The sequence below is a fragment of the Carnobacterium sp. 17-4 genome (genome assembly GCF_000195575.1).
Lineage (GTDB): Bacteria > Bacillota > Bacilli > Lactobacillales > Carnobacteriaceae > Carnobacterium_B.
The window spans coordinates 553548-575509 of record NC_015391.1 but is presented as its reverse complement, the minus strand read 5'-3'; the positions used below and the strand labels follow the sequence as shown (position 1 = coordinate 575509).

At 38.8% G+C, this 21962-nt stretch carries 10 protein-coding genes, 18 tRNA genes, 2 rRNA genes, 1 pseudogene, 1 riboswitch and 1 other annotated feature; of the genes and pseudogenes, 4 read left to right on the top strand and 27 right to left on the bottom strand.

Features of this window, described 5'->3' with window-relative positions:
• Positions 1-27 precede the first annotated feature (27 nt).
• Positions 28-1428 (bottom strand): dipeptidase PepV, encoded by a 1401-nt coding sequence (gene pepV, locus CAR_RS02865; protein ID WP_013710208.1) that lies wholly within the window; start codon positions 1426-1428, stop codon positions 28-30.
• Between the two features lie 187 nt (positions 1429-1615).
• Between pepV and CAR_RS02860 the strand changes: the two genes are divergently transcribed.
• Positions 1616-2452 carry an NAD(P)H-hydrate dehydratase gene (locus tag CAR_RS02860; protein ID WP_013710207.1) on the top strand — a complete coding sequence of 279 codons (837 nt, stop codon included), beginning with the start codon at positions 1616-1618 and terminating at the stop codon, positions 2450-2452.
• Between the two features lie 168 nt (positions 2453-2620).
• Positions 2621-3232 carry a general stress protein gene (locus CAR_RS02855; RefSeq protein WP_041556107.1) on the top strand — a complete coding sequence of 204 codons (612 nt, stop codon included), beginning with the start codon at positions 2621-2623 and terminating at the stop codon, positions 3230-3232.
• Between the two features lie 51 nt (positions 3233-3283).
• Here CAR_RS02855 and CAR_RS02850 read toward each other — a convergent pair whose 3' ends face one another.
• The 5 genes and pseudogenes from CAR_RS02850 to CAR_RS13375 form a co-directional block, all read right to left on the bottom strand.
• Positions 3284-4003: a pseudouridine synthase gene (locus tag CAR_RS02850; RefSeq protein ID WP_013710205.1), complete on the bottom strand. Its 720-nt coding sequence runs from the start codon at positions 4001-4003 to the stop codon at positions 3284-3286.
• A gap of 73 nt (positions 4004-4076) precedes the next feature.
• Complete coding sequence (locus CAR_RS02845) at positions 4077-5753, bottom strand: putative polysaccharide biosynthesis protein (RefSeq protein WP_013710204.1); 1677 nt, start codon at positions 5751-5753, stop codon at positions 4077-4079.
• A 210-nt stretch (positions 5754-5963) separates the two neighbouring features.
• Positions 5964-8381: a leucine--tRNA ligase gene (gene leuS, locus CAR_RS02840; protein WP_041556106.1), complete on the bottom strand. Its 2418-nt coding sequence runs from the start codon at positions 8379-8381 to the stop codon at positions 5964-5966.
• Between the two features lie 68 nt (positions 8382-8449).
• Positions 8450-8690 (bottom strand) — a binding site (T-box leader).
• Between the two features lie 87 nt (positions 8691-8777).
• Positions 8778-9032: pseudogene (locus CAR_RS13300) on the bottom strand (heavy metal-binding domain-containing protein).
• A gap of 37 nt (positions 9033-9069) precedes the next feature.
• Positions 9070-12837 (bottom strand): LysM peptidoglycan-binding domain-containing protein, encoded by a 3768-nt coding sequence (locus tag CAR_RS13375; protein WP_013710202.1) that lies wholly within the window; start codon positions 12835-12837, stop codon positions 9070-9072.
• A 344-nt stretch (positions 12838-13181) separates the two neighbouring features.
• Here CAR_RS13375 and CAR_RS02830 point away from each other — a divergent pair, with 344 nt between their 5' ends.
• Together CAR_RS02830 and CAR_RS02825 are read left to right on the top strand one after the other, a co-directional pair.
• Complete coding sequence (locus CAR_RS02830) at positions 13182-13841, top strand: phosphatase PAP2 family protein (protein ID WP_013710201.1); 660 nt, start codon at positions 13182-13184, stop codon at positions 13839-13841.
• 171 nt (positions 13842-14012) lie between these two features.
• A complete protein-coding gene (locus tag CAR_RS02825) occupies positions 14013-14576 on the top strand; it encodes a class I SAM-dependent methyltransferase (RefSeq protein WP_013710200.1) in 564 nt (187 codons plus the stop codon).
• 53 nt (positions 14577-14629) lie between these two features.
• Here the strand turns inward: CAR_RS02825 and metK are convergent, their stop codons facing one another.
• The 21 genes from metK to CAR_RS02715 all read right to left on the bottom strand — a co-directional run bounded on the left by metK (position 14630) and on the right by CAR_RS02715 (position 21937).
• The gene (metK, locus tag CAR_RS02820) at positions 14630-15820 is read right to left on the bottom strand and encodes a methionine adenosyltransferase (RefSeq protein WP_013710199.1); all 1191 of its coding nucleotides are present in this window, start codon (positions 15818-15820) and stop codon (positions 14630-14632) included.
• Positions 15818-15905: riboswitch (SMK box riboswitch) on the bottom strand. It overlaps the preceding gene by 3 nt.
• A gap of 1130 nt (positions 15906-17035) precedes the next feature.
• Positions 17036-17107 (bottom strand) — tRNA-Glu (locus CAR_RS02810).
• A gap of 19 nt (positions 17108-17126) precedes the next feature.
• Positions 17127-17200 (bottom strand) — tRNA-Ile (locus tag CAR_RS02805).
• Between the two features lie 8 nt (positions 17201-17208).
• Positions 17209-17279 (bottom strand) — tRNA-Gly (locus CAR_RS02800).
• 10 nt (positions 17280-17289) lie between these two features.
• Positions 17290-17362 (bottom strand) — tRNA-Phe (locus CAR_RS02795).
• 15 nt (positions 17363-17377) lie between these two features.
• Positions 17378-17450 (bottom strand) — tRNA-Asp (locus CAR_RS02790).
• A gap of 37 nt (positions 17451-17487) precedes the next feature.
• Positions 17488-17560 (bottom strand) — tRNA-Met (locus CAR_RS02785).
• A 27-nt stretch (positions 17561-17587) separates the two neighbouring features.
• Positions 17588-17677, bottom strand: a tRNA-Ser gene (locus tag CAR_RS02780).
• Between the two features lie 37 nt (positions 17678-17714).
• Positions 17715-17788, bottom strand: a tRNA-Ile gene (locus CAR_RS02775).
• Between the two features lie 19 nt (positions 17789-17807).
• A tRNA-Met gene (locus tag CAR_RS02770) sits at positions 17808-17881 on the bottom strand.
• 37 nt (positions 17882-17918) lie between these two features.
• Positions 17919-17991: transfer RNA gene (locus CAR_RS02765), tRNA-Ala, on the bottom strand.
• A 10-nt stretch (positions 17992-18001) separates the two neighbouring features.
• A tRNA-Pro gene (locus CAR_RS02760) sits at positions 18002-18075 on the bottom strand.
• Positions 18076-18105: 30 nt separating this feature from the next.
• A tRNA-Arg gene (locus CAR_RS02755) sits at positions 18106-18179 on the bottom strand.
• 3 nt (positions 18180-18182) lie between these two features.
• Positions 18183-18271: transfer RNA gene (locus CAR_RS02750), tRNA-Leu, on the bottom strand.
• A gap of 50 nt (positions 18272-18321) precedes the next feature.
• Positions 18322-18393 (bottom strand) — tRNA-Gly (locus tag CAR_RS02745).
• 7 nt (positions 18394-18400) lie between these two features.
• Positions 18401-18473 (bottom strand) — tRNA-Thr (locus tag CAR_RS02740).
• A 35-nt stretch (positions 18474-18508) separates the two neighbouring features.
• Positions 18509-18593, bottom strand: a tRNA-Leu gene (locus CAR_RS02735).
• 41 nt (positions 18594-18634) lie between these two features.
• A tRNA-Lys gene (locus CAR_RS02730) sits at positions 18635-18707 on the bottom strand.
• Between the two features lies 1 nt (position 18708).
• Positions 18709-18784, bottom strand: a tRNA-Val gene (locus CAR_RS02725).
• A 26-nt stretch (positions 18785-18810) separates the two neighbouring features.
• A 5S ribosomal RNA gene (rrf, locus tag CAR_RS02720) occupies positions 18811-18926 on the bottom strand.
• Positions 18927-19016: 90 nt separating this feature from the next.
• Positions 19017-21937 (bottom strand): 23S ribosomal RNA (locus CAR_RS02715).
• Positions 21938-21962 lie beyond the last annotated feature (25 nt).

Here is a 21962-nt window from a genome sequence, read left to right as displayed (position 1 = left end):
AATAAGAGGTCTTGTTTTTTCAATAATTTATTTAATCAACTCGTAGATTGCTTCTGCGTATATACTCATTGCGTTCATCAAGTCATCAATAGCCATAAATTCATTGGCTTGGTGCATTGTATCAATGCTGTTAGGGAACATAGCTCCATAAGCTACTCCACGCTCTAACAAGCGTCCATACGTTCCGCCACCAATTGTTTGTTCGTGAGCTTCTAGGCCAGTTTGTCTTTGATAAACATCTAGCAATGTTTTCACTAGTGGATCTTCAGCAGATACATAATGCGGCATTTGTTCTTTGCCTCGGCTAAGTGTTACTCCGAATTCTGCAAGCTTGCTTTCCATTTTGATTTCGATTCCTTCAGGTGTTACGCCTTTAGGGAAGCGCAGATTCACTGCAATTACTCCACCGTCTTCAGGTGTGAACGTAAATACGCCTGAATTCATAGTAAGATCTCCCATAACGTCATCGATATAGTTCAATCCTAATTTTCCAGCTTTTGTATCTTCATGTAAATATTCCGTTGTCAGTTGTAAGAAGTTTTTAGCATCTCCACCAAATGAATAACGGTTTAAGAATGCAGCTAGATAAGTTCCAGCATTAACACCTAGATGTGGTGCCATACCGTGAGCTGCTTTTCCTCCTACTTCAATCGTAACTTGATCACCAATTACTTTTATCGTTCCAGTAATTGGGGAAACTTCAACAAAATCATAAAAATCTTTTTCAATTTGTTCAGCTTCTTGAGTTGTAAAAATAGCAGTAGCATCTTGTGGTACCATATTTTCACGCAAACCAGCATCAAAACTGATCAACTCATTTTTTCCGCCTTTGTTATTCCCTTTTGTGTTTACATAGACAGTCAAGATTCCTTTTTCACCGTTAATGATAGGAAATTCTGCATCTGGTGAAAAACCAAAGTCTGGAATCGGTTCATGAGCTAAGTAATGATCCATACACATCCAGCCGCTTTCTTCATCTGTCCCAATAATAAAGCGAATTTTTTTAGAAACTGGAAGTTCTAAATCTTTAATCATTTTCAAAGCATAATAAGCAGCCACACCAGGTCCCTTATCATCACTAGAACCACGAGCATAGATACGGTTATCTTTGATTATAGGACTGAATGGGTCAGTTTCCCAACCTGTTCCAACTGGGACTACATCCACGTGAGCAAAAACACCCATTGTTTCGTCTCCACTACCGTATTCAATATGTCCAGCTAAGTTCCCCACGTTCTTAGTAACAAAGCCATCTCTTTCTCCTAAAGCCAAGAATGCTTCCAACGCTTTTTTCGGTCCTGGACCTACTGGTGCATCAGCTGTAGCTTTTATATCATCGCGGACGCTGTCAATTTTAAGTAATTCTATTAAGTCTGCTAAAAAATCTTCTTTTCGATCAGCAGCTTCTTTTTTCCAATCAATTGCCATTTATACAACACTCCTTAATATTTTATCAACACATCTATCATATCACTTTTCGTTTCTAAGACCAACGACTAGTCCTAATTTTTCTTCCACTTTCGCCACAAAGGAAGTTTCGTGCAAAAAATACCTATTCGTTCTATAATCAATTGGAACATGCTACAAATTATTTGTCGTTAATGGAGGGTCTTATGTGAAAGAAATAAATAGAGAAACAATTCAAGGTATGATCCCAAAAAGAAGTACTGATAGCCACAAAGCTGATTATGGGCGTCTACTTGTGATAGGCGGAAATGAAGATATGGGTGGAGCAATCATCCTCACAGCTAGCGCTGCTGTCTATAGCGGGGCTGGATTAGTCACAGTGGCCACCGCTAAAGTGAACCATGCTGCTTTACACGCTCGACTTCCCGAAGCGATGGTAATTGACATGTACAATGAAGATCGTTTGCTTAAAAAATTGTCGACAGCGACAGTAATCGTCATTGGACCTGGACTAGGTCTCTCTGCTGAGTCACTAGCTCTGTTGAAGTCTGTTTTAGTGACTGTCACAAAAGAACAGCGGTTGATTATCGACGGCAGTGCCATCACTTTAATGGCTAAAAATAATTTAAAAACTCCTGTAGCTAAAACAACGTACACACCTCATTTAGGAGAATGGCAAAAACTTTCTCGCTTAAAACCTACTGAGCAGAATGAGACTTTAAATATCCAAGCCAGAAAAGAACTAAAAGCGAACGTAGTTTTGAAACAATCTCGAACTGAAATTTATTTTTTAGATGAAGTTTGGAAAAATAGTGTTGGAAATCCTGCAATGGCAACTGGTGGTATGGGAGATACCTTAGCTGGTATGATAGCAGGTTGTAGTGCTCAATTTAAAAATTATCGTTTTGCGATCATTACCGCTGTTTTTCTACACAGTAAACTTGGAGATGATTTAGCTAAAAAACAATATGTTGTGCTTCCTTCACAAATTATCGACTCTATTCCTTTTGCAATGAAAGAATTTTCCACGAAGTTTATTTTTTAAGGACGTCGATCAATCTAATTAGATTTTTACCAAATAGTTATTTCTTCATTCTTTTTATTCCAATTGGTTAGCCACACCTTATTAATTGTATTCTCTTTTCTTTACAAGTATACTCACTATAACTAAATAACAGTTAAATTATTTATAGGAGAAAGAGGAGTGGTAGATATGGCAAAAAGCGTTATTGGAAGTTACCCATCTGAAGCAGCAGCTTTGCAAAAAGTCGATCAACTCTTATCTGAAGGCAGCTTAAAGGAATCTATTACGCTAGTGACCAATGCTACAATAGGCCAATCAATTCGCAATCAAACCGATATAGATGTATTTATTCAGCCCTCTAAACCAGCTACTGACAACTCACTAGGAGATAAAATAAAAGCTGTCTTTTCTTCAGGTTCTGATGACGATACAAAACTTTATTCCTTAAAACATCGTGAAGATAGTTTTGCCGATTATAAAGAGGCTATTGAGCAAGGTGAAATTGTTGTTCTTCTAGATAATGAAGCTTCTATTGCCGGCAGTAGCGTCACACCTTACCCTATTGATACAGATATTATGAAAGAAGATGCAACAGGTATTTACCCAACGGATGTTTACCTTGAAGATGATCCTTCCGACTTAGCCCGAGGTGAACGTCAACCGCGATCCATTAGAAATCAGCATTTAGAGTTTGATTATGATGAAACTGATTTAGATCCTGGCATCATTACGGATGGCGACTTAGAAATTGAAGATGATTTTCCGCCTACAGAATCACCAGATAGATCTGATTTTTATTAACAAACTAAAAAAAGAGGAAGTTGAGATAAAATCTCAGCTTCCTCTTTTTGCTTATGCATCAATTAAAGACTCTAGTTCTTCATTCGTCAGTGGCCTATAGTTGCCTATCTCTACTGTTTCATCTAGCTGTAGCTTGCCCATAGACAATCGTTTCAAGTAATTAACCGACTTATCTACTGCTTCAAACATACGCTTTACCTGATGAAATTTCCCTTCATGTATTGTAACGTGAATAAGAGTTTGTTCTTTTTCAAGATCTGTAGATAGAATCTCTAATTTAGCTGATTGACAGATAAACCCGTCATTCAGCGTTATACCATCCTTAAAAGCCTGAATGTCTTGCTCATTCACTAGGCCTTCTATAATCGCTTCATAACATTTATCCACATGTTTTTTTGGCGAAAGCAAGTTATGCGCTAATGTTCCATCATTAGTTAATAGCAATAATCCTTCTGTATCTTTATCTAATCTTCCTACAGGAAACGGATCAAACACTTGATCTTGTGGCTGTAGCAAATCAATCACTGTTTCATGTAAATTATCTATTGTTGCACTGACAACTCCTTGAGGTTTATGCATCATGAAGTAAACAAATTCTTGGTAGTGAACAGCTTCTCCTGAAACGACAATAACGTCTTTGTCTGGATCCACTTGTGTTTTACCATCTTTCTCCATGGTTCCATTTACAGTTACTTCTTTTGCTTTCAATACATTTTTCACTGTTTTTCTTGTTCCAAATCCCATATTGGCCAATAATTTATCTAAGCGCATTTACGTTCCTCCAATTTCATATGATTCAAATAAAAGAACTAGTTGAAGCCTTTTGGGTTCCAACTAGTTCCTTTTATTTGATGCGTAGCTTGTTTCTCATACTCACAACACGAGCTCCTAATAAACGATCCGCTAAACGGGTTTTTAAAGAGGCATACATGTAAACAAATCCACCAAATCCAGCTGATATGGCTATCACAAAAAGTGCACTAGTCCGATTTTTTGGATCAATTACTAAGTAAAGAACTTCTTTAACTACAAATGTTACAACAGCCATCGCTAAAGTGATGATCAGCATCAATAAAACACGTCTTAAAATCAATCCGATATCAAAGCGAGTAACCTTGTACATCTTTATTAGCATCAATAAGACTGTAACACCAAAGCCAAATATATTAGAAAGGAACATTCCATTTGTACCAGCTAATGCCAGCATTGGATATTGCATGCCTAATTTTACAACTAATCCTATTACAAGAGCCCAAAGTGCGGGTCTTGTTTGATTTGCAGCTTGCATGGTTGATCCCATAAGGACAAACAAACCTAAAAATAAACTCATAAAAGAAGCAACTTGTAATACTGTAGTGCCAAAATCACTATGCCCATAGAAAACCGTGTATAAAGGTTCGGCTACTATCATCATTCCAATGGTAGCAGGAAGCATGATAAAGAAAAACAACTGCAAGCTATCACTAATTTGACGGGCGATTTTTTTCAAATCATTTTTAGCTATCAACTCAGAAATCAGAGGCACAGAGGTAATGGCCATGGATCCTCCAAAGGAAATGACAATCATAATCAACTTATTGACATTTCCTGAAGCCACTCCATAATTATTTACAATTTGTTTTGGCGATAATTCAGAAATAGACGTCATAATTTGTTGGAAAGTAAATTGATCAATCATTTGAAAAAGGGTAATACCTGAACCAATAATTATAAACGGAACAGCTGTACGAATAATCGATTTAAAAATTTCAGTTGTGGAAATAGAAACTTTATTCAAACTCTGGGCTGCTCTTTCATCCAACTCGGGCTTTTTGCGCCAGATAATGTAAAACAAGTACCCAATACTAAACACAGCTCCGATAACGGCTGCAAATGTAGAAGCTGACACAGCATTTACTACAGAACCATTCCATACTTGACGAATTAAGTAAACAGCCGCAAGCATAAAAATAACACGGGCTAATTGTTCAATAAATTGTGAAATAGCTGAGTACTTCATCACGTGATGCCCTTGGATATATCCACGTGTCACACTCATACAAGGAATAATTAACAATGCCCAGCTTAGCGATCGAATAACTTGTGTTGCATTATCAACAGATATATTGGGACTGCTTGCTGCTATAAATGGTGCCGCAACATACATGATCAATGCTGACACAACACCTGTAATCGCCATGATTTGTAATCCTTTTTTGTAAATATTCCGACTTATTTCATATTCATTTAAGCTATTATAGTAAGCAACTTGTTTAGCAATTGCCGATGGAACACCAGCTGTTGCAATGTTTAGAAATAATGCATAAGGCGTATACCCAATCGTATAAAGAGCATTCGCAGATTCTGCTATATCTTGATTCCCCATCCAAGCCATCCAAGGAATGATGTAGAGAGCTCCTAATAATCTGGATAAAATACTTCCACCTGTCATCCAAGCTGATCCATTAATCATTTTATCTTTAGAACTTATTTCTTTTATTGGTTGTTCAATTTTATTATCACTGACTGTGTCTTTTGACATGACTCAAAAACCTACTCTCATCCTTTTGTATATCAAGCTCTATTTTACTTCTTAAGTAAGTGGGTTGCAATGCTTAATGATCCTCTAAAACAGAACTTTAAAGAAAAATTAAAGTCTATTCAGATTAGATAAGTAAAAAGGAGAAAAGACCAAAGTCTCATCTCCTTTCCTACACGTATAATAACACTAGAGTGTCAGCCATAAAAATGGTTAGTTTGCTACAATATTTACCAATCTTCCAGGAACAACAATAACTTTACGGATTGTTTTTCCTTCAATCGCTTCTTTGATTTTTTCATTATTCATAGCTAATGTTTCTAAATCTTCTCTCGAAATTTCTTTTGAAGCTTGAGCTTTTGCTTTTAACTTTCCATTTACTTGGAAAACAACTTCAATTTCATCTTCAACTAAGAATTTTTCATCAAATGTTGGCCAAGTAACATAAGAAATACTTTCACCACTATGAGTCAAATTAGCCCATAGTTCTTCTCCCATATGCGGAGCAATTGGTGCCAGCAATTGAACAAAAGCTTTAATGTAATCTACTGGTAAAGCAGTTGCTTTATATGCTTCATTAACAAAAACCATCATTTGAGAAATAGCCGTATTGAAGCGTAAGTGTTCAAAATCTTCTGTTACTTTTTTGACAGTCTGATGATAAACCACATCTAAAGATCCATCATTGAATTTCGTGATACGGTCACGGACTTTACCATTTTCATCCATGATCAAACGCCATACGCGATCTAGGAATTTACGACTTCCTTCAAGCCCGTTTTCACTCCAAGCAATAGAAGCATCTAATGGTCCCATAAACATTTCATACATACGCAATGTGTCTGCCCCAAATTTTTCGACAACATCATCAGGGTTTACAACATTTCCTTTTGATTTAGACATTTTTTCATTGTTTCCACCTAATATCATTCCTTGGTTGTATAACTTTTGGAATGGTTCTTTTGTTGGAACTACGCCGATATCGTAAAGGAATTTATGCCAGAAACGTGCGTACAATAAGTGCAATACCGCATGCTCAGCTCCACCAATATAGATATCAACTGGAAGCCACTGTTTCAATTTTTCAGGATCAGCCAACATTTCTTTATTTTTAGGATCGATAAAACGCAAGAAGTACCATGAACTTCCAGCCCATTGCGGCATTGTATTTGTATCGCGACGGCCTTTCATTCCTGTTTCAGGATCTACTACATTTACCCATTCAGTAATGTTTGCTAACGGAGATTCTCCGGTTCCACTTGGCTTGATTTCATCTGTTTTAGGCAATATCAATGGCAATTCAGATTCAGGTAATGTTGTTGATGTGCCATCTTCCCAATGTATAACGGGAATAGGTTCACCCCAATAACGTTGACGAGCAAATAGCCAGTCACGCAAACGATAAGTCGTTTCTTTTTTACCAACACCATTTCCTTCTAGCCATTTATTCATTTTATCGATTGCCTCTTCTTTGCCAAGACCGTCCAAAAAGCCAGAGTTGATGTGCGGACCATCTTCTGTAAATGCAGCATTTGCTACATCTCCGCCTTCAAGTACTGGGATGATTTCCAGTCCAAACGCTTTAGCAAATTCGTAATCGCGTTCATCATGTGCTGGAACTGCCATAATCGCACCTGTTCCATATGAAGCCAAGACATAATCTGCAATCCAAATCGGAATTTCTTTACCGTTTACTGGATTAATTGCATAGGCACCTGTAAATACTCCTGTTTTGTCTTTGTTTAAGTCTGTACGATCTAAATCACTTTTCAAGCTAACTTTTTCAATATAGGCGTTAACTTCTGCTTCTTGTGCCGGAGTAGTAATTTGTTTAACTAAATCCAACTCTGGAGCCATAACACTGTAAGTTGCTCCAAATAATGTATCAGGGCGTGTCGTAAAGACAGTAAACTTATGATCCGTTCCTTTAACTTTAAAGTCAACATTTGCCCCAATTGATTTTCCAATCCAATTGCGTTGCATATCTTTGATACTTTCAGGCCAATCCACTAACTCTAGATCATCCAACAAACGGTCAGCGTAAACTGTAATTTTCAGCATCCATTGTTTCATTGGTTTACGGTAAACTGGATGTCCTCCACGTTCACTTTTCCCATCAATCACTTCTTCATTAGCTAGTACAGTTCCTAGAGCCGGACACCAGTTAACAGCTACCTCTGCTTCATAAGCTAAACCTTTTTCATACAATTTAGTAAAAATCCATTGTGTCCATTTGTAATAGTCAGGATCTGTTGTATTTATCTCGCGCTCCCAATCGTAGCTGAATCCCAATGAGTTGATTTGACGGCGGAACGTTTCGATATTGTGAGCTGTAAATTCAGCTGGGTCATTTCCAGTATCCAATGCATACTGCTCAGCCGGAAGCCCAAATGCATCCCATCCCATTGGGTGCAATACATTAAATCCTTGAGCTCGTTTCATACGAGAAAGAATATCGGTCGCAGTATACCCTTCTGGATGTCCTACGTGTAATCCTTGTCCTGATGGATAAGGAAACATATCCAATGCATAGAAATTTTCCTTCTCAGCATCTTCTGTTGTACGGAATGTATTATTAGATGCCCAATATTTTTGCCATTTTTTTTCAATCGTTTTATGATTAAAGCTCATATTTATCCCTCTTTCATCTCTTTTTAAAAACAAAAAATCGCCCTATGAATGCAGATTACTATCTGTACTCATAGGACGACTAAACAATTAATTATTCGTGGTACCACCTATGTTTTCTCCAACCATTCTCTTACTGACAGAATACTTGCAGACTCCTCATACCCTTAACGCAGGTGCTACGTCTTTGTCTACTCTAATTTCAACAAAGCAACTCTAAAGGCGAGTTCGAAAGTCTTTTTTATGCATTTCCACCATCCATGCACTCTCTCAAAAAAAATCGTTTCTACTATTCCTTTTCACTGTTTTTTTCTATTGATTTCATTTTAACAAAAATTTGCTCCCGGAGCAATAAGAAAAGCAGTCTGTCCAGTTCAACATCTGCTAGAACCTGTTAATTCAAGTTAAACTTTTCAACTTTACTGCCGTTCCACTGCAAGTCACCATAATCATTCCGTTATCTGATCCTAAGGTTTCATAATCCATTTCCTCTAAAGCTTTGCTACGAGCTTCTAACAGTTCATTCTCGTATCCCTAAGCACGTCCAGCAAACATATTGCGCAGCCCAGCATCTATATCTTTAATTAAGTTGATACCAGAAATAACTTCTCCAAATAAAATTTCTTCATAAGATGAAATTTTATTTGAAAACAGAAACGGAGACCCAACTTTTGTCGAGTCTCCGTTATCATTATTTGATAATCAAAGATTGACCAACAAATATAACATCTGATTTTAAATAGTTTGCTGTTTTTAAGTCTGAAATAGACATGCCGTATTTTTGAGCAATATCCCATAGAGTGTCGCCACTTACAACTTTATGAGTTCCAGATGTAGTTGGTTTAGTTATTACTGCAGAATTAGAAGCTGCACCTTTATTTACTACCAATGTTTGACCAATACTGATTGCATCCGTTGATAGGTTGTTCCATGATTTCAAGTTTGAAATAGATACTCCATATTTTGAACTAATTGCAGTCAACGTATCACCTGATTTTACAGTGTATGACGTATTGCTTGTATTTCCAGTACTTGGCGCCGGTGTTGGCGTTGTTGTACCACCTTTGATCGTTAAGGCTTGATTCACATATATCGCATCTGTTTTTAAGTTGTTCCATGATTTCAAGTTCGCAACAGTTACACCGTGTTTTGAACTGATTCCAGTCAACGTATCACCTGATTTTACAGTGTATGACGTGTTGCTTGTATTCCCGGTACTTGGACTTGGTGCTGGTGTTGCCGTTGTGTTACCACCTTTAATCGTTAAGGCTTGATTCACATATATCGCATCTGTTTTTAAGTTGTTCCATGATTTCAAGTTTGCAACAGTTACACCGTGTTTTGAACTGATTCCAGTCAACGTATCACCTGATTTTACAGTGTATGACGTATTGCTTGTATTTCCAGTACTTGGCGCCGGTGTTGGCGTTGTTGTACCACCTTTGATCGTTAAGGCTTGATTCACATATATCGCATCTGTTTTTAAGTTGTTCCATGATTTCAAGTTTGCAACAGTTACACCGTGTTTTGAACTGATTCCAGTCAACGTATCACCTGATTTTACAGTGTATGACGTATTGCTTGTATTTCCAGTACTTGGCGCCGGTGTTGGCGTTGTTGTACCACCTTTGATCGTTAAGGCTTGATTCACATATATCGCATCTGTTTTTAAGTTGTTCCATGATTTCAAGTTCGCAACAGTTACACCGTGTTTTGAACTGATTCCAGTCAACGTATCACCTGATTTTACAGTGTATGACGTATTGCTTGTATTTCCAGTACTTGGTGCTGGTGTTGTCGTTGTGTTACCACCTTTAATCGTCAACGCTTGGTTCACGTAAATCGTATCTGTTTTTAGATTATTCCACGATTTCAAATTTGAAACAGTTACACCGTGTTTTGAACTGATCCCAGTCAACGTGTCACCTGATTTTACAGTGTATGACGTATTGCTTGTATTTCCAGTACTAGGACTTGGTGCTGGAGTTGTTGATCCACTTTTAATCGTCAATGTTTGGTTCACATATATCGTATCTGATTTTAAGTTATTCCACGATTTTAAGTTCGAAACAGATACACCGTATTGAGATGAAATTCGAGTCAACGTGTCGCCTGATTTTACTTTATAAGACGTGTTGCTTGTATTTCCTGTACTTGGATTTGGCGTAGGTGTTGTTGTCCCACCTGTTGTTGATCCACCTTTGATCGTCAATGTTTGGTTCACATATATCGTATCTGATTTTAAATTATTCCACGATTTTAAGTTCGAAACAGATACACCGTATTGAGATGAAATTCGAGTCAACGTGTCGCCTGACTTTACTTTATAAGACGTGTTGCTTGTATTTCCTGTACTTGGATTTGGCGTAGGTGTTGTTGTCCCACCTGTTGTTGATCCACCTTTGATCGTCAATGTTTGGTTCACATATATCGTATCTGATTTTAAATTATTCCATGATTTCAAGTTCGAAACAGATACACCGTATTGAGATGAAATTCGAGTCAACGTATCACCTGATTTTACTTTATAAGACGTGTTGCTTGTATTTCCTGTACTTGGATTTGGCGTAGGAGTTATTGTCCCACCTGTTGTTGATCCACCTTTGATCGTCAATGTTTGGTTCACATATATCGTATCTGATTTTAAATTATTCCATGATTTCAAGTTCGAAACAGATACGCCATATTTTGATGCAATAGCTGTCAATGTATCGCCTGATTTCACTTTGTAAGATGTACTGCTCGTATTACCCGTATCTGGTGTTGAAACATTATTATCATTTGATACCGGAATATTCGGCGTTGTTGGTGCTGTTTCTCCAGAAGATTTCGTGTCATACTGCGTTAAGTTATAAGTTTTTATAATAGCATTTAACTTAGAAGCATAGCTAGGATCCGTTGCGTATCGTCCTTGTAACCATGCAGTTGCTTCATATGCATTATTTGAATTACTGGCCCATGCACCTGAGTAATAGCCATTATCCCAAGAAGTTCCTCTTTTTAAGAGATTAGCGTTATCTTGCAATGATTCAGCATATGATGGGTATTTCTTAAAGTTTTGCGGGATGTAAATCCAACCTGTTGAAGAACTCCATTCAGATGTATACATTGTAACGGTATTCCCATTGTAACTTCCTTTTATACCAAATAAATTATAGTTTGGATTAGTTGATAATTTACTAGTACCATAACCGCTCTCTAATGCTGCTTGAGCAATCATAACTGAAGCATACAAATTGTTATTTGCAGCTACTTGTTTTGCATATGATGTAATGCCATTAACAAATCCAGCAGGTGTTGATGCATCTACAATTGCATTATTAGTATTAGTTGGCGTTGCTGTTGGTGTACTTTTTGACGCAGTTTCATTTAAAGCTAAGACTTGTCCTATTTTAATAAGATCTGTTGATAATTTATTCCATTTTTTCAATTGTGCTACAGAAACATTATTAGCTTTACTAATTTTATTTAGTGTATCACCAGACTTAACAGTATATGTTTTAGCCTTTTCCACAGCAGCTGTTGTTACTGTTGTTGCTACTTTTTTAGCCGAAGTCGTAGCTGCTATTTTAGCTGAAGTAGTTGCTACTTTAGGAGTTACTACTTTAGCTTCTTCTACGATAACTTCTTCTTTAACTTCTTCTTTAACTGGTTCTGTTACTGGTTCTACTACTGGTTCTACTACTGGTTCTACTACTGGTTCTACTACTTTGTTCTCTGGAATACTTGGTACTTCTACAACTACTGATTCAATTGGTTCAGTAGTAACATTATTATTTTCTTCTACTATTAATTTTTCTGTTGGAACACCCTTTTCGGTTTCCAATGATTCTTCTACTTCTGTTTCTTCTGTAACTACTGTAGCAGTATCCTCAGCTTCTTTTACTGATTCTTTTTCAGGTACATCAGCTTTAGATTCATCTAACTTTTCTGTGATGTCTGATTTTGGTATAACATCATCTGTCGTTTCAGTTTCTTCAATAACAACATCAATTGTTTCAATATCAGCGGGAGTTTCTGTTTCTTTATTTAACTCTGACGTTTCTAAAGCAACTGTAAATAATTCATCAATTTCTTCGATTGATAATTCTTCAAATTTTAAAGAATCAAAATGTTCAGTTGACAGAACTAATTTAAGTTCATCAATAAGTTGTTGTTTTTCAGTGGCATCTTCTTCTGGTATGTATTCGCTATTGGCTGCTTCTATGGCTACTTTTTGGCCTTCTTCAGTTGCAGTATTATTCTGTTCAATTGTTTCTTCCAGTTTTTGACTACTGGTCTCAGCTAATTCATTTGCACTAGCTGATGCAGAGAATGTTGGGAATGCTAGTAAACTCACTAATAACGTCGTACTGAAAACAGCTGTGCCTTTTTTGATCAATCCATTAGCGTTCTCTGATTGAACAAAGTTTGTTTGATTCTTTACAGCTGAAATTCTTTCTTTCCTTGTTTTTTCCAAAGTGAGTACCTCCTATTTTTTATTTTCACCATTTTTAGGGGTTAATTTCCATAGAACTATTGCTATTTTATTATAACTTTGCCACACTTATAATGATAGCTTAACTTAAGTAGATGACAGATTTTTAATAAACGTTACACAAACGTAATATACCGGAACTACATGTCTTAAATGTAATGAGAGAAAATAGATACCTCTTTAAAATTCAAATCTTTTTTCATTACCTTTCTTAAATAATATCTGTTCCTTTTAGTTTATTCTACACAATGAGTATGCTAAACTTATTCTTCAAGAGTACAAGTATCTCTGATGTGCTTATTTTAGAGAAAGTATGAGAAAAAATCATGAAAACTTCTACTGTTAAGCCCTTTTATACCTCCATTATTTTTTTGATTTGCATACTATTATTACTCCCATTTGGTGTCCTTGCTTTTGGAGTAGCTCAGCGATCAGAATGGCTAAATTCATTTGACCGATTTTTTGCTTCTCCAATTTTAGTCAATCGTTCTCCTGTAAAGACAACATTTTATTCTTTGATAACTGATTTAGGAGGTACTTTTTTTATTGTTTTACTGACTGTTTTAGTTGGTCTTTACTTTATATGGCGAAAAAAAGACTCCAAAACCGCTTATTGGTTTGTTTTTAATGTTGCTCTTGGAGCAGGTTTATTAAACCAACTGGTCAAATTCCTTTTCCAAAGAACACGTCCAACTATTGAACACCTTGTCTTGCAAGATGGATATAGCTTTCCCAGTGGTCATTCTATGGCTTCCTTAATTTGTTACGGTGGAATTGCTTTTTTAATTATTCAGTTCACGCGGAAGACATGGATTAAATGGTTAGTTAGTCTATTAGCAGCTTTAATCATTATTATTATTGGTATCAGTCGAATCTATTTAGGCGTTCATTTTCCATCGGATGTAATTGGTGGTTTTTGTTTAGCAGGTTCTTGGTTAGTCCTTTCTACTGGTTTTTATTCTATCAAAATTAAAAATCAGCATTAAGCGAAACAGATTATTATGTGTGATCATTTTTAGAAAGATCAATAAATTAAATCAGTTACCTAAGAGACAGAGTTTAGTAAAACTCTGTCTCTTTTTGTAGTCTATATAAATGAGTACATGCTAAAATAGACTAAACTGATTTGTCTATTTATAAAGTAGGAGGAATTAGCTATGCTTGAAAATGCACTACATTATAGTCGCACATTATTAACGAACACTCTAATACCTGGAGATAGCGTCATTGATGCAACTGTTGGGAATGGAAATGATACCGTTCTTTTAGCAACGTTGGTCGGTAAAAATGGGATGGTCTATGGTTTTGATCTACAAGAAAAAGCTATCGAAAAGACAAAGGAAAAACTTTTATTAACCGGTCTCTTCAACCAAGTAATGCTTTTCAACCAGGGGCATGAAACAATTGGTTCTGTATTACCACAAGATACTCTTATAGCAGGAGCAATTTTTAATTTAGGCTACTTACCTAATGGAGATAAAACAATTATTACAACAGGAAACACTACTTTGATAGCTGTTAAAGAAATATTATCCCGACTAAGAAAAGGAGGATTACTCTTACTAGTTGTCTATCATGGTCATAATGGAGGAAAAGAAGAAAAAGATGCGGTTCTAACTTATGTCCAAACACTCTCTCAAACTGACTATACCGTTTTGCGCTACGACTTTCTGAACCAAAAAAACAACCCTCCCTTACTCATTGCTATTGAAAAAAAATAAAAAAGGAACGGAGGTTGTTGGTCCTCGTTCCTTTTACTTTCTATTAAACTTATTTATTCAGCTAAAAATGCTTTTAAACTTTCTACTTTATCTGTATGTTCCCAAGTCAAATCAATGTCCGTCCGTCCAAAATGTCCGTACGCTGCTGTTTGTTTATAAATAGGTCTTTGTAAATCTAGCATCTTGATAATACCAGCTGGTCTTAAATCAAAATTAGCACGTACAGCTTCTATTAAACGAGATTCAGCAACCGTTCCAGTATCAAATGTATCTATAGCAATTGATACTGGATGAGCAACTCCTATTGCATAAGCTAACTGTACTTCACATTTATCTGCAAAACCTGCAGCTACAATATTTTTGGCAATATAACGAGCTGCATAACTTGCTGATCTATCCACTTTTGTAGGATCTTTCCCAGAAAAAGCCCCCCCACCATGACGAGCATATCCGCCATAAGTGTCGACTATAATTTTTCGTCCTGTTAATCCGGCATCTCCTTGAGGTCCACCAATTACAAAGCGACCTGTTGGATTAATAAAATATTTCGTATCTTCATCTAATAACTCATTAGCGATTTCATGTTTGATTACTAATTCAATCATATCTTTTTTCAATAATTCATATGTTACATCTGGATGATGCTGAGTGCTGATAACTATTGTATCCACACGCAATGGTTTATTATTTTCATCATATTCCACTGTAACTTGAGCTTTTGCATCTGGCCTTAAGTAAGAAACAATCTTTTCTTTTCTAACTACAGCTAAACGCTTTGTCAAACGATGACTCAATGAAATTGGCAATGGCATTAATTCTGGTGTTTCATTTACAGCAAAACCAAACATTAACCCTTGGTCACCTGCACCAATTTGATCCAATTCATCTTGATTGGCTTCTTTAGACTCTACCGAATCGTCAACACCTTGAGCAATATCTTTTGATTGTTCATCAATAGATACAATTACTGCACATGTGTCAGCATCAAATCCATATTTAGCTCTAGTATATCCAATTTCACGAATTGTATCACGCACCGTCTTTTGAATATCTACATAAGTTGAGGTAGATATTTCCCCAGCTACTAATACTAATCCTGTTGTCACGATTGTTTCGCATGCTACTCTAGCATCTGGATCCTTTGATAAAATTGCATCCAATATAGCATCACTAACTTGATCTGCTATTTTATCTGGATGTCCTTCTGAAACAGATTCAGAAGTAAATAATTTTCTTTCTGTCATTACATTGTTCCCCCTTTAATTGTTCGGTTACAAGGCTTCTCCACTTTTAAAGTGAATCCTCTCGGGAATCCGATTTGCAAACCTTATACATTTTACCATAATTCGTACATTATTAGTATCAAATCTACTGAAAATAGTGAATTTGATCAAAAATACCTTACTTTCTAGCCATTCAGCTTATTTATTTTTCATTTCTCTATACCATTAACCCTTTTTTAGGTAAAATAAGATTAGACAAATCACTAAAAGGAGTTTTTTCATTGGTGCACTCTATTTATAAATCTATCACACATTATCTTTATCATCCTTTATTTTTAGTTCTCGTTATTCCTTTATCTTATTTATTAATAGGTACACTTTATGCTGGTCAATATAGTTCATTTAATTTTATCCGTTTTCTCCTATTATATAGTTTTACTTTTTTAAACCACTTATTAGGAAATTTTTTATTTAAAACCATCAAATCACCTTTTTCATTTAATCATATTCCATTTCTTATATTTGAGGTATTAAATCTACTGCTCATCTATTACTTTGCTTACAACATCCATTACTTAGTAGGATTATTATGTTTCTTCTATAGCTTAGTGATTCACTTGCAATTTTATCTCGTTAAACAAGGTTATTCGTGGCTGATGCTATTTTTTTCTAGTGTATTTAAGGGTGGTATATTAACCTATCTAAGTTTTTTTGTTCAAGCAAATTTTATCCCTAATACACTTTTTTATTGGAGTATTCCCTTAATATTAATGGTCTTTTTAGTTGAACTAGGAAAACTTCAATTAAACTATACAAGAATTAATGGACAGTTAAACGAACACAATCCAAATAATCTTTTTTTAGACCACAAACACTTTCAACGTATCGTTTTATATTTACTCATTCTGATTTATGTAGTCAGTTTTATCCTTTTTATTCCTACTTTCAAGAGTCTATCGTTTATCTTTATATTTACTTTACCTTTTACTATTAAGGTGGTTCAATTGTCTTTTTCTACAAAAGAATCGATTTCAGCTAAATTAACGCAAAGAACCTTGCAACTCTGTTCCATTGCTTTTTTCATCTCATTTAGTATAATGCTCTTTATTTATACTTTTTGAGGCTATTCTCTTAAAGGTATCACTCGCATGGCGAGGATACCTTTTTACTTGTTTATACAATAGAAAAAAGGATAAGAGAAATTTCCTCTTATCCTTTTTATTCAGCTTTTTTTTATGACCCGTACGGGAATCGAACCCGTGATACCGCCGTGAAAGGGCGGTGTCTTAACCGCTTGACCAACGGGCCAGTCTAAATTTTAGTACAATGGGCCTAAATGGACTCGAACCATCGACCTCACGCTTATCAGGCGTGCGCTCTAACCAGCTGAGCTATAGGCCCAAAAAAAAAGCGGGTGACGAGAATCGAACTCGCATCAACAGCTTGGAAGGCTGTGGTTTTACCACTAAACTACACCCGCATTAAAAAAGTGGCCCGGGACAGAATCGAACTGCCGACACCTTGAGCTTCAATCAAGTGCTCTACCAACTGAGCTACCGGGCCAAGTATTAAATTAAACGGTCTCGACGGGAATCGAACCCGCGATCTTCTGCGTGACAGGCAGACATGTTAACCCCTACACCACGAGACCTTTTTTACATTTAAAACTATCTTTAAAAAAAGATAAATTGCGGGGACAGGACTTGAACCTGTGACCTTCGGGTTATGAGCCCGACGAGCTGCCAACTGCTCCACCCCGCGATAATATAAATGAATCATTTTTAAAAAAGGAGGATAAGAGATTCGAACTCTTGCGTGCTTTTACACACCTGACGGTTTTCAAGACCGTTCCCTTCAGCCGGACTTGGGTAATCCTCCATAATGGCACAAGGTTATTTTAATCTTTATTGATTAATGGACCTTGTAGGACTCGAACCTACGACCGGACGGTTATGAGCCGTCTGCTCTAACCAACTGAGCTAAAGGTCCAAGATCTTTAAAAAAATAATAGCGGCGAAGGGGATCGAACCCCCGACCTCCCGGGTATGAACCGGACGCTCTAGCCAGCTGAGCTACACCGCCATAATAATAAGGTAATAAGATGAAATTTTTTAAAAAGTGGAGCCTAGCGGGATCGAACCGCTGACCTCCTGCGTGCAAGGCAGGCGCTCTCCCAGCTGAGCTAAGGCCCCAAAATTTCAATCGGGAAGACAGGATTCGAACCTGCGACCCCTTGGTCCCAAACCAAGTGCTCTACCAAGCTGAGCTACTTCCCGTTACTGAGTTATTCTCTTTTTCAAAAGAAATGCACCCAAGAGGACTTGAACCTCTAACCCCTTGATTCGTAGTCAAGTACTCTATCCAATTGAGCTATGGGTGCAAATGGTGCCGAGGGCCGGAATCGAACCGGCACGGTGATCACTCACCGCAGGATTTTAAGTCCTGTGCGTCTACCTGTTCCGCCACCCCGGCATTAGAACAGCTGTTCATTCTTGCGAATGACCTCACTAGTTGAACTAGTAAGCGAAAGACGGGATTCGAACCCGCGACCCCCACCTTGGCAAGGTGATGTTCTACCACTGAACTACTTTCGCAAAAAAATGCCGGCTAAAGGAGTTGAACCCTCGACCCTCTGATTACAAATCAGATGCTCTACCAACTGAGCTAAGCCGGCTAAAGTGGTACTTCACTAATCATTCAACTAAAAAATGGTGCGGGTGAAGGGACTTGAACCCCCACGTCTCGCGACGCTAGATCCTAAATCTAGTGCGTCTGCCAATTCCGCCACACCCGCAATAAGTCTGGCATAACTAACCCTGCTTGAATGATTAGTTATGAGTCATGCAGGATTCGAACCTGCGACCCTCTGATTAAAAGTCAGATGCTCTACCAACTGAGCTAATGACTCATGGTGGAGGTTGACGGGATCGAACCGCCGACCCTCTGCTTGTAAGGCAGATGCTCTCCCAGCTGAGCTAAACCTCCATGGGAATAAAAAAATAATTGAATTTGCGTGGCAACGTCCTACTCTCACAAAGGGAAACCCTTCACTACCATCGGCGCTAAGAAGCTTAACTTCTGTGTTCGGCATGGGAACAGGTGTGACCTTCTTGCCATCATCACCACACAATTTCAATCGAAAGTCCGTTGGACTCTCAAAACTGGATAAAGTTTAAAGTGTAATTCGTTTGCTTACCTTCGTACACCGGGTATTGCTTTGGTTAAGTCCTCGACCGATTAGTATTGGTCCGCTCCGTATATCGCTATACTTCCACTTCCAACCTATCTACCTGATCATCTCTCAGGGGTCTTACTCACTTACGTGATGGGAAATCTCATCTTGAGGGGGGCTTCACGCTTAGATGCTTTCAGCGTTTATCCCGTCCACACATAGCTACCCAGCAATGCCCTTGGCAGAACAACTGGTACACCAGAGGTGTGTCCATCCCGGTCCTCTCGTACTAAGGACAGCTCCTCTCAAATTTCCTACGCCCGCGACGGATAGGGACCGAACTGTCTCACGACGTTCTGAACCCAGCTCGCGTACCGCTTTAATGGGCGAACAGCCCAACCCTTGGGACCGACTACAGCCCCAGGATGCGATGAGCCGACATCGAGGTGCCAAACCTCCCCGTCGATGTGGACTCTTGGGGGAGATAAGCCTGTTATCCCCAGGGTAGCTTTTATCCGTTGAGCGATGGCCCTTCCATGCGGAACCACCGGATCACTAAGCCCGACTTTCGTCCCTGCTCGACTTGTAGGTCTCGCAGTCAAGCTCCCTTATGCCTTTACACTCTGCGAATGATTTCCAACCATTCTGAGGGAACCTTTGGGCGCCTCCGTTACTCTTTAGGAGGCGACCGCCCCAGTCAAACTGCCCGTCAGACACTGTCTCCCAGCCCGATAAGGGCTGTGGGTTAGAGTGGTCATACAGCAAGGGTAGTATCCCACCAACGCCTCCACCAAGACTGGCGTCCTGGCTTCAATGGCTCCTACCTATCCTGTACAAGCTGTACAAACACTCAATATCAAACTGCAGTAAAGCTCCATGGGGTCTTTCCGTCCTGTCGCGGGTAACCTGCATCTTCACAGGTACTATAATTTCACCGAGTCTCTCGTTGAGACAGTGCCCAGATCGTTACGCCTTTCGTGCGGGTCGGAACTTACCCGACAAGGAATTTCGCTACCTTAGGACCGTTATAGTTACGGCCGCCGTTTACTGGGGCTTCAATTCTGAGCTTCGCCCGAGAGCTAACCCATCCTCTTAACCTTCCAGCACCGGGCAGGCGTCAGCCCCTATACGTCATCTTACGATTTTGCAGAGACCTGTGTTTTTGATAAACAGTCGCCTGGGCCTATTCACTGCGGCTGACCAATTGGTCAGCACCCCTTCTCCCGAAGTTACGGGGTCATTTTGCCGAGTTCCTTAACGAGAGTTCTCTCGCACACCTTAGGATTCTCTCCTCGACTACCTGTGTCGGTTTGCGGTACGGGCAGTTTGTTTCTAACTAGAAGCTTTTCTTGACAGTGTGACATCGGGAACTTCGGTACTTAATTTCCCTCCCCATCACAACTTGTTCTTATAGAAGCAAGCATTTGACTCACTTCAAAACTTGTTGCTTGGACGCGCATATCCAACAGCGCGTATTCCTTAGCCTACTGTGTCCCTCCATTGTTCAAACAAAACAAACTGGTACAGGAATCTCAACCTGTTGTCCATCGTCTACGCCATTCGGCCTCGACTTAGGTCCCGACTAACCCTGGGAGGACGAGCCTTCCCCAGGAAACCTTAGTCATTCGGTGGACGGGATTCTCACCCGTCTTTCGCTACTCATACCGGCATTCTCACTTCTAAGCGCTCCACTAGTCCTCACGATCTAGCTTCAACGCCCTTAGAACGCTCTCCTACCATAGAACCAATGGTTCTATCCACAGCTTCGGTGTTATGTTTAGCCCCGGTAAATTTTCGGCGCAGGGTCACTCGACTAGTGAGCTATTACGCACTCTTTAAATGATGGCTGCTTCTGAGCCAACATCCTAGTTGTCTAAGCAACTCCACATCCTTTTCCACTTAACATAAACTTTGGGACCTTAGCTGGTGGTCTGGGCTGTTTCCCTTTCGACTACGGATCTTATCACTCGCAGTCTGACTCCCGGATATAAATCAATGGCATTCGGAGTTTATCTGAATTCGGTAACCCGAGAAGGGCCCCTAGTCCAAACAGTTGCTCTACCTCCATGATTCTAATTCCGAGGCTAGCCCTAAAGCTATTTCGGAGAGAACCAGCTATCTCCAAGTTCGATTGGAATTTCTCCGCTACCCACACCTCATCCCCGCATTTTTCAACATACGTGGGTTCGGTCCTCCAGTGCGTATTACCGCACCTTCAACCTGGACATGGGTAGATCACTTGGTTTCGGGTCTACGACCACATACTCATTCGCCCTATTCAGACTCGCTTTCGCTGCGGCTCCGTCTCATCAACTTAACCTCGCATGGGATCGTAACTCGCCGGTTCATTCTACAAAAGGCACGCTATCACCCATTAACGGGCTTTAACTATTTGTAGGCACACGGTTTCAGGGGCTATTTCACTCCTCTTCCGAGGTTCTTTTCACCTTTCCCTCACGGTACTGGTTCACTATCGGTCACTAGGGAGTATTTAGCCTTGGGAGATGGTCCTCCCGGATTCCGACGGAATTTCTCGTGTTCCGCCGTACTCAGGATACTGATCAGAGTGAAATGGGTTTCGATTACAGGGCTTTTACCTTCTTCGGCGGACCTTTCCAGGTCGCTTCTTCTACCAATCTCATTTATGACTCTATGTGTTCAGTCCTACAACCCCAGAAAGCAAGCTTTCTGGTTTGGGCTATTCCCGTTTCGCTCGCCGCTACTCAGGGAATCGATTTTTCTTTCTCTTCCTGCAGGTACTTAGATGTTTCAGTTCTCTGCGTCTACCTCTACTGACCTATGTATTCAGTCAGTAGTAACATCCTATCAAAGATGCTGGGTTCCCCCATTCGGAAATCTTTGGATCAAAGCTCACTTACAGCTCCCCAAAGCATATCGGCGTTAGTCCCGTCCTTCATCGGCTCCTAGTGCCAAGGCATTCACCGTGCGCCCTTATTAACTTAACCTATGGTTAACAGTTAATTTTTAAAC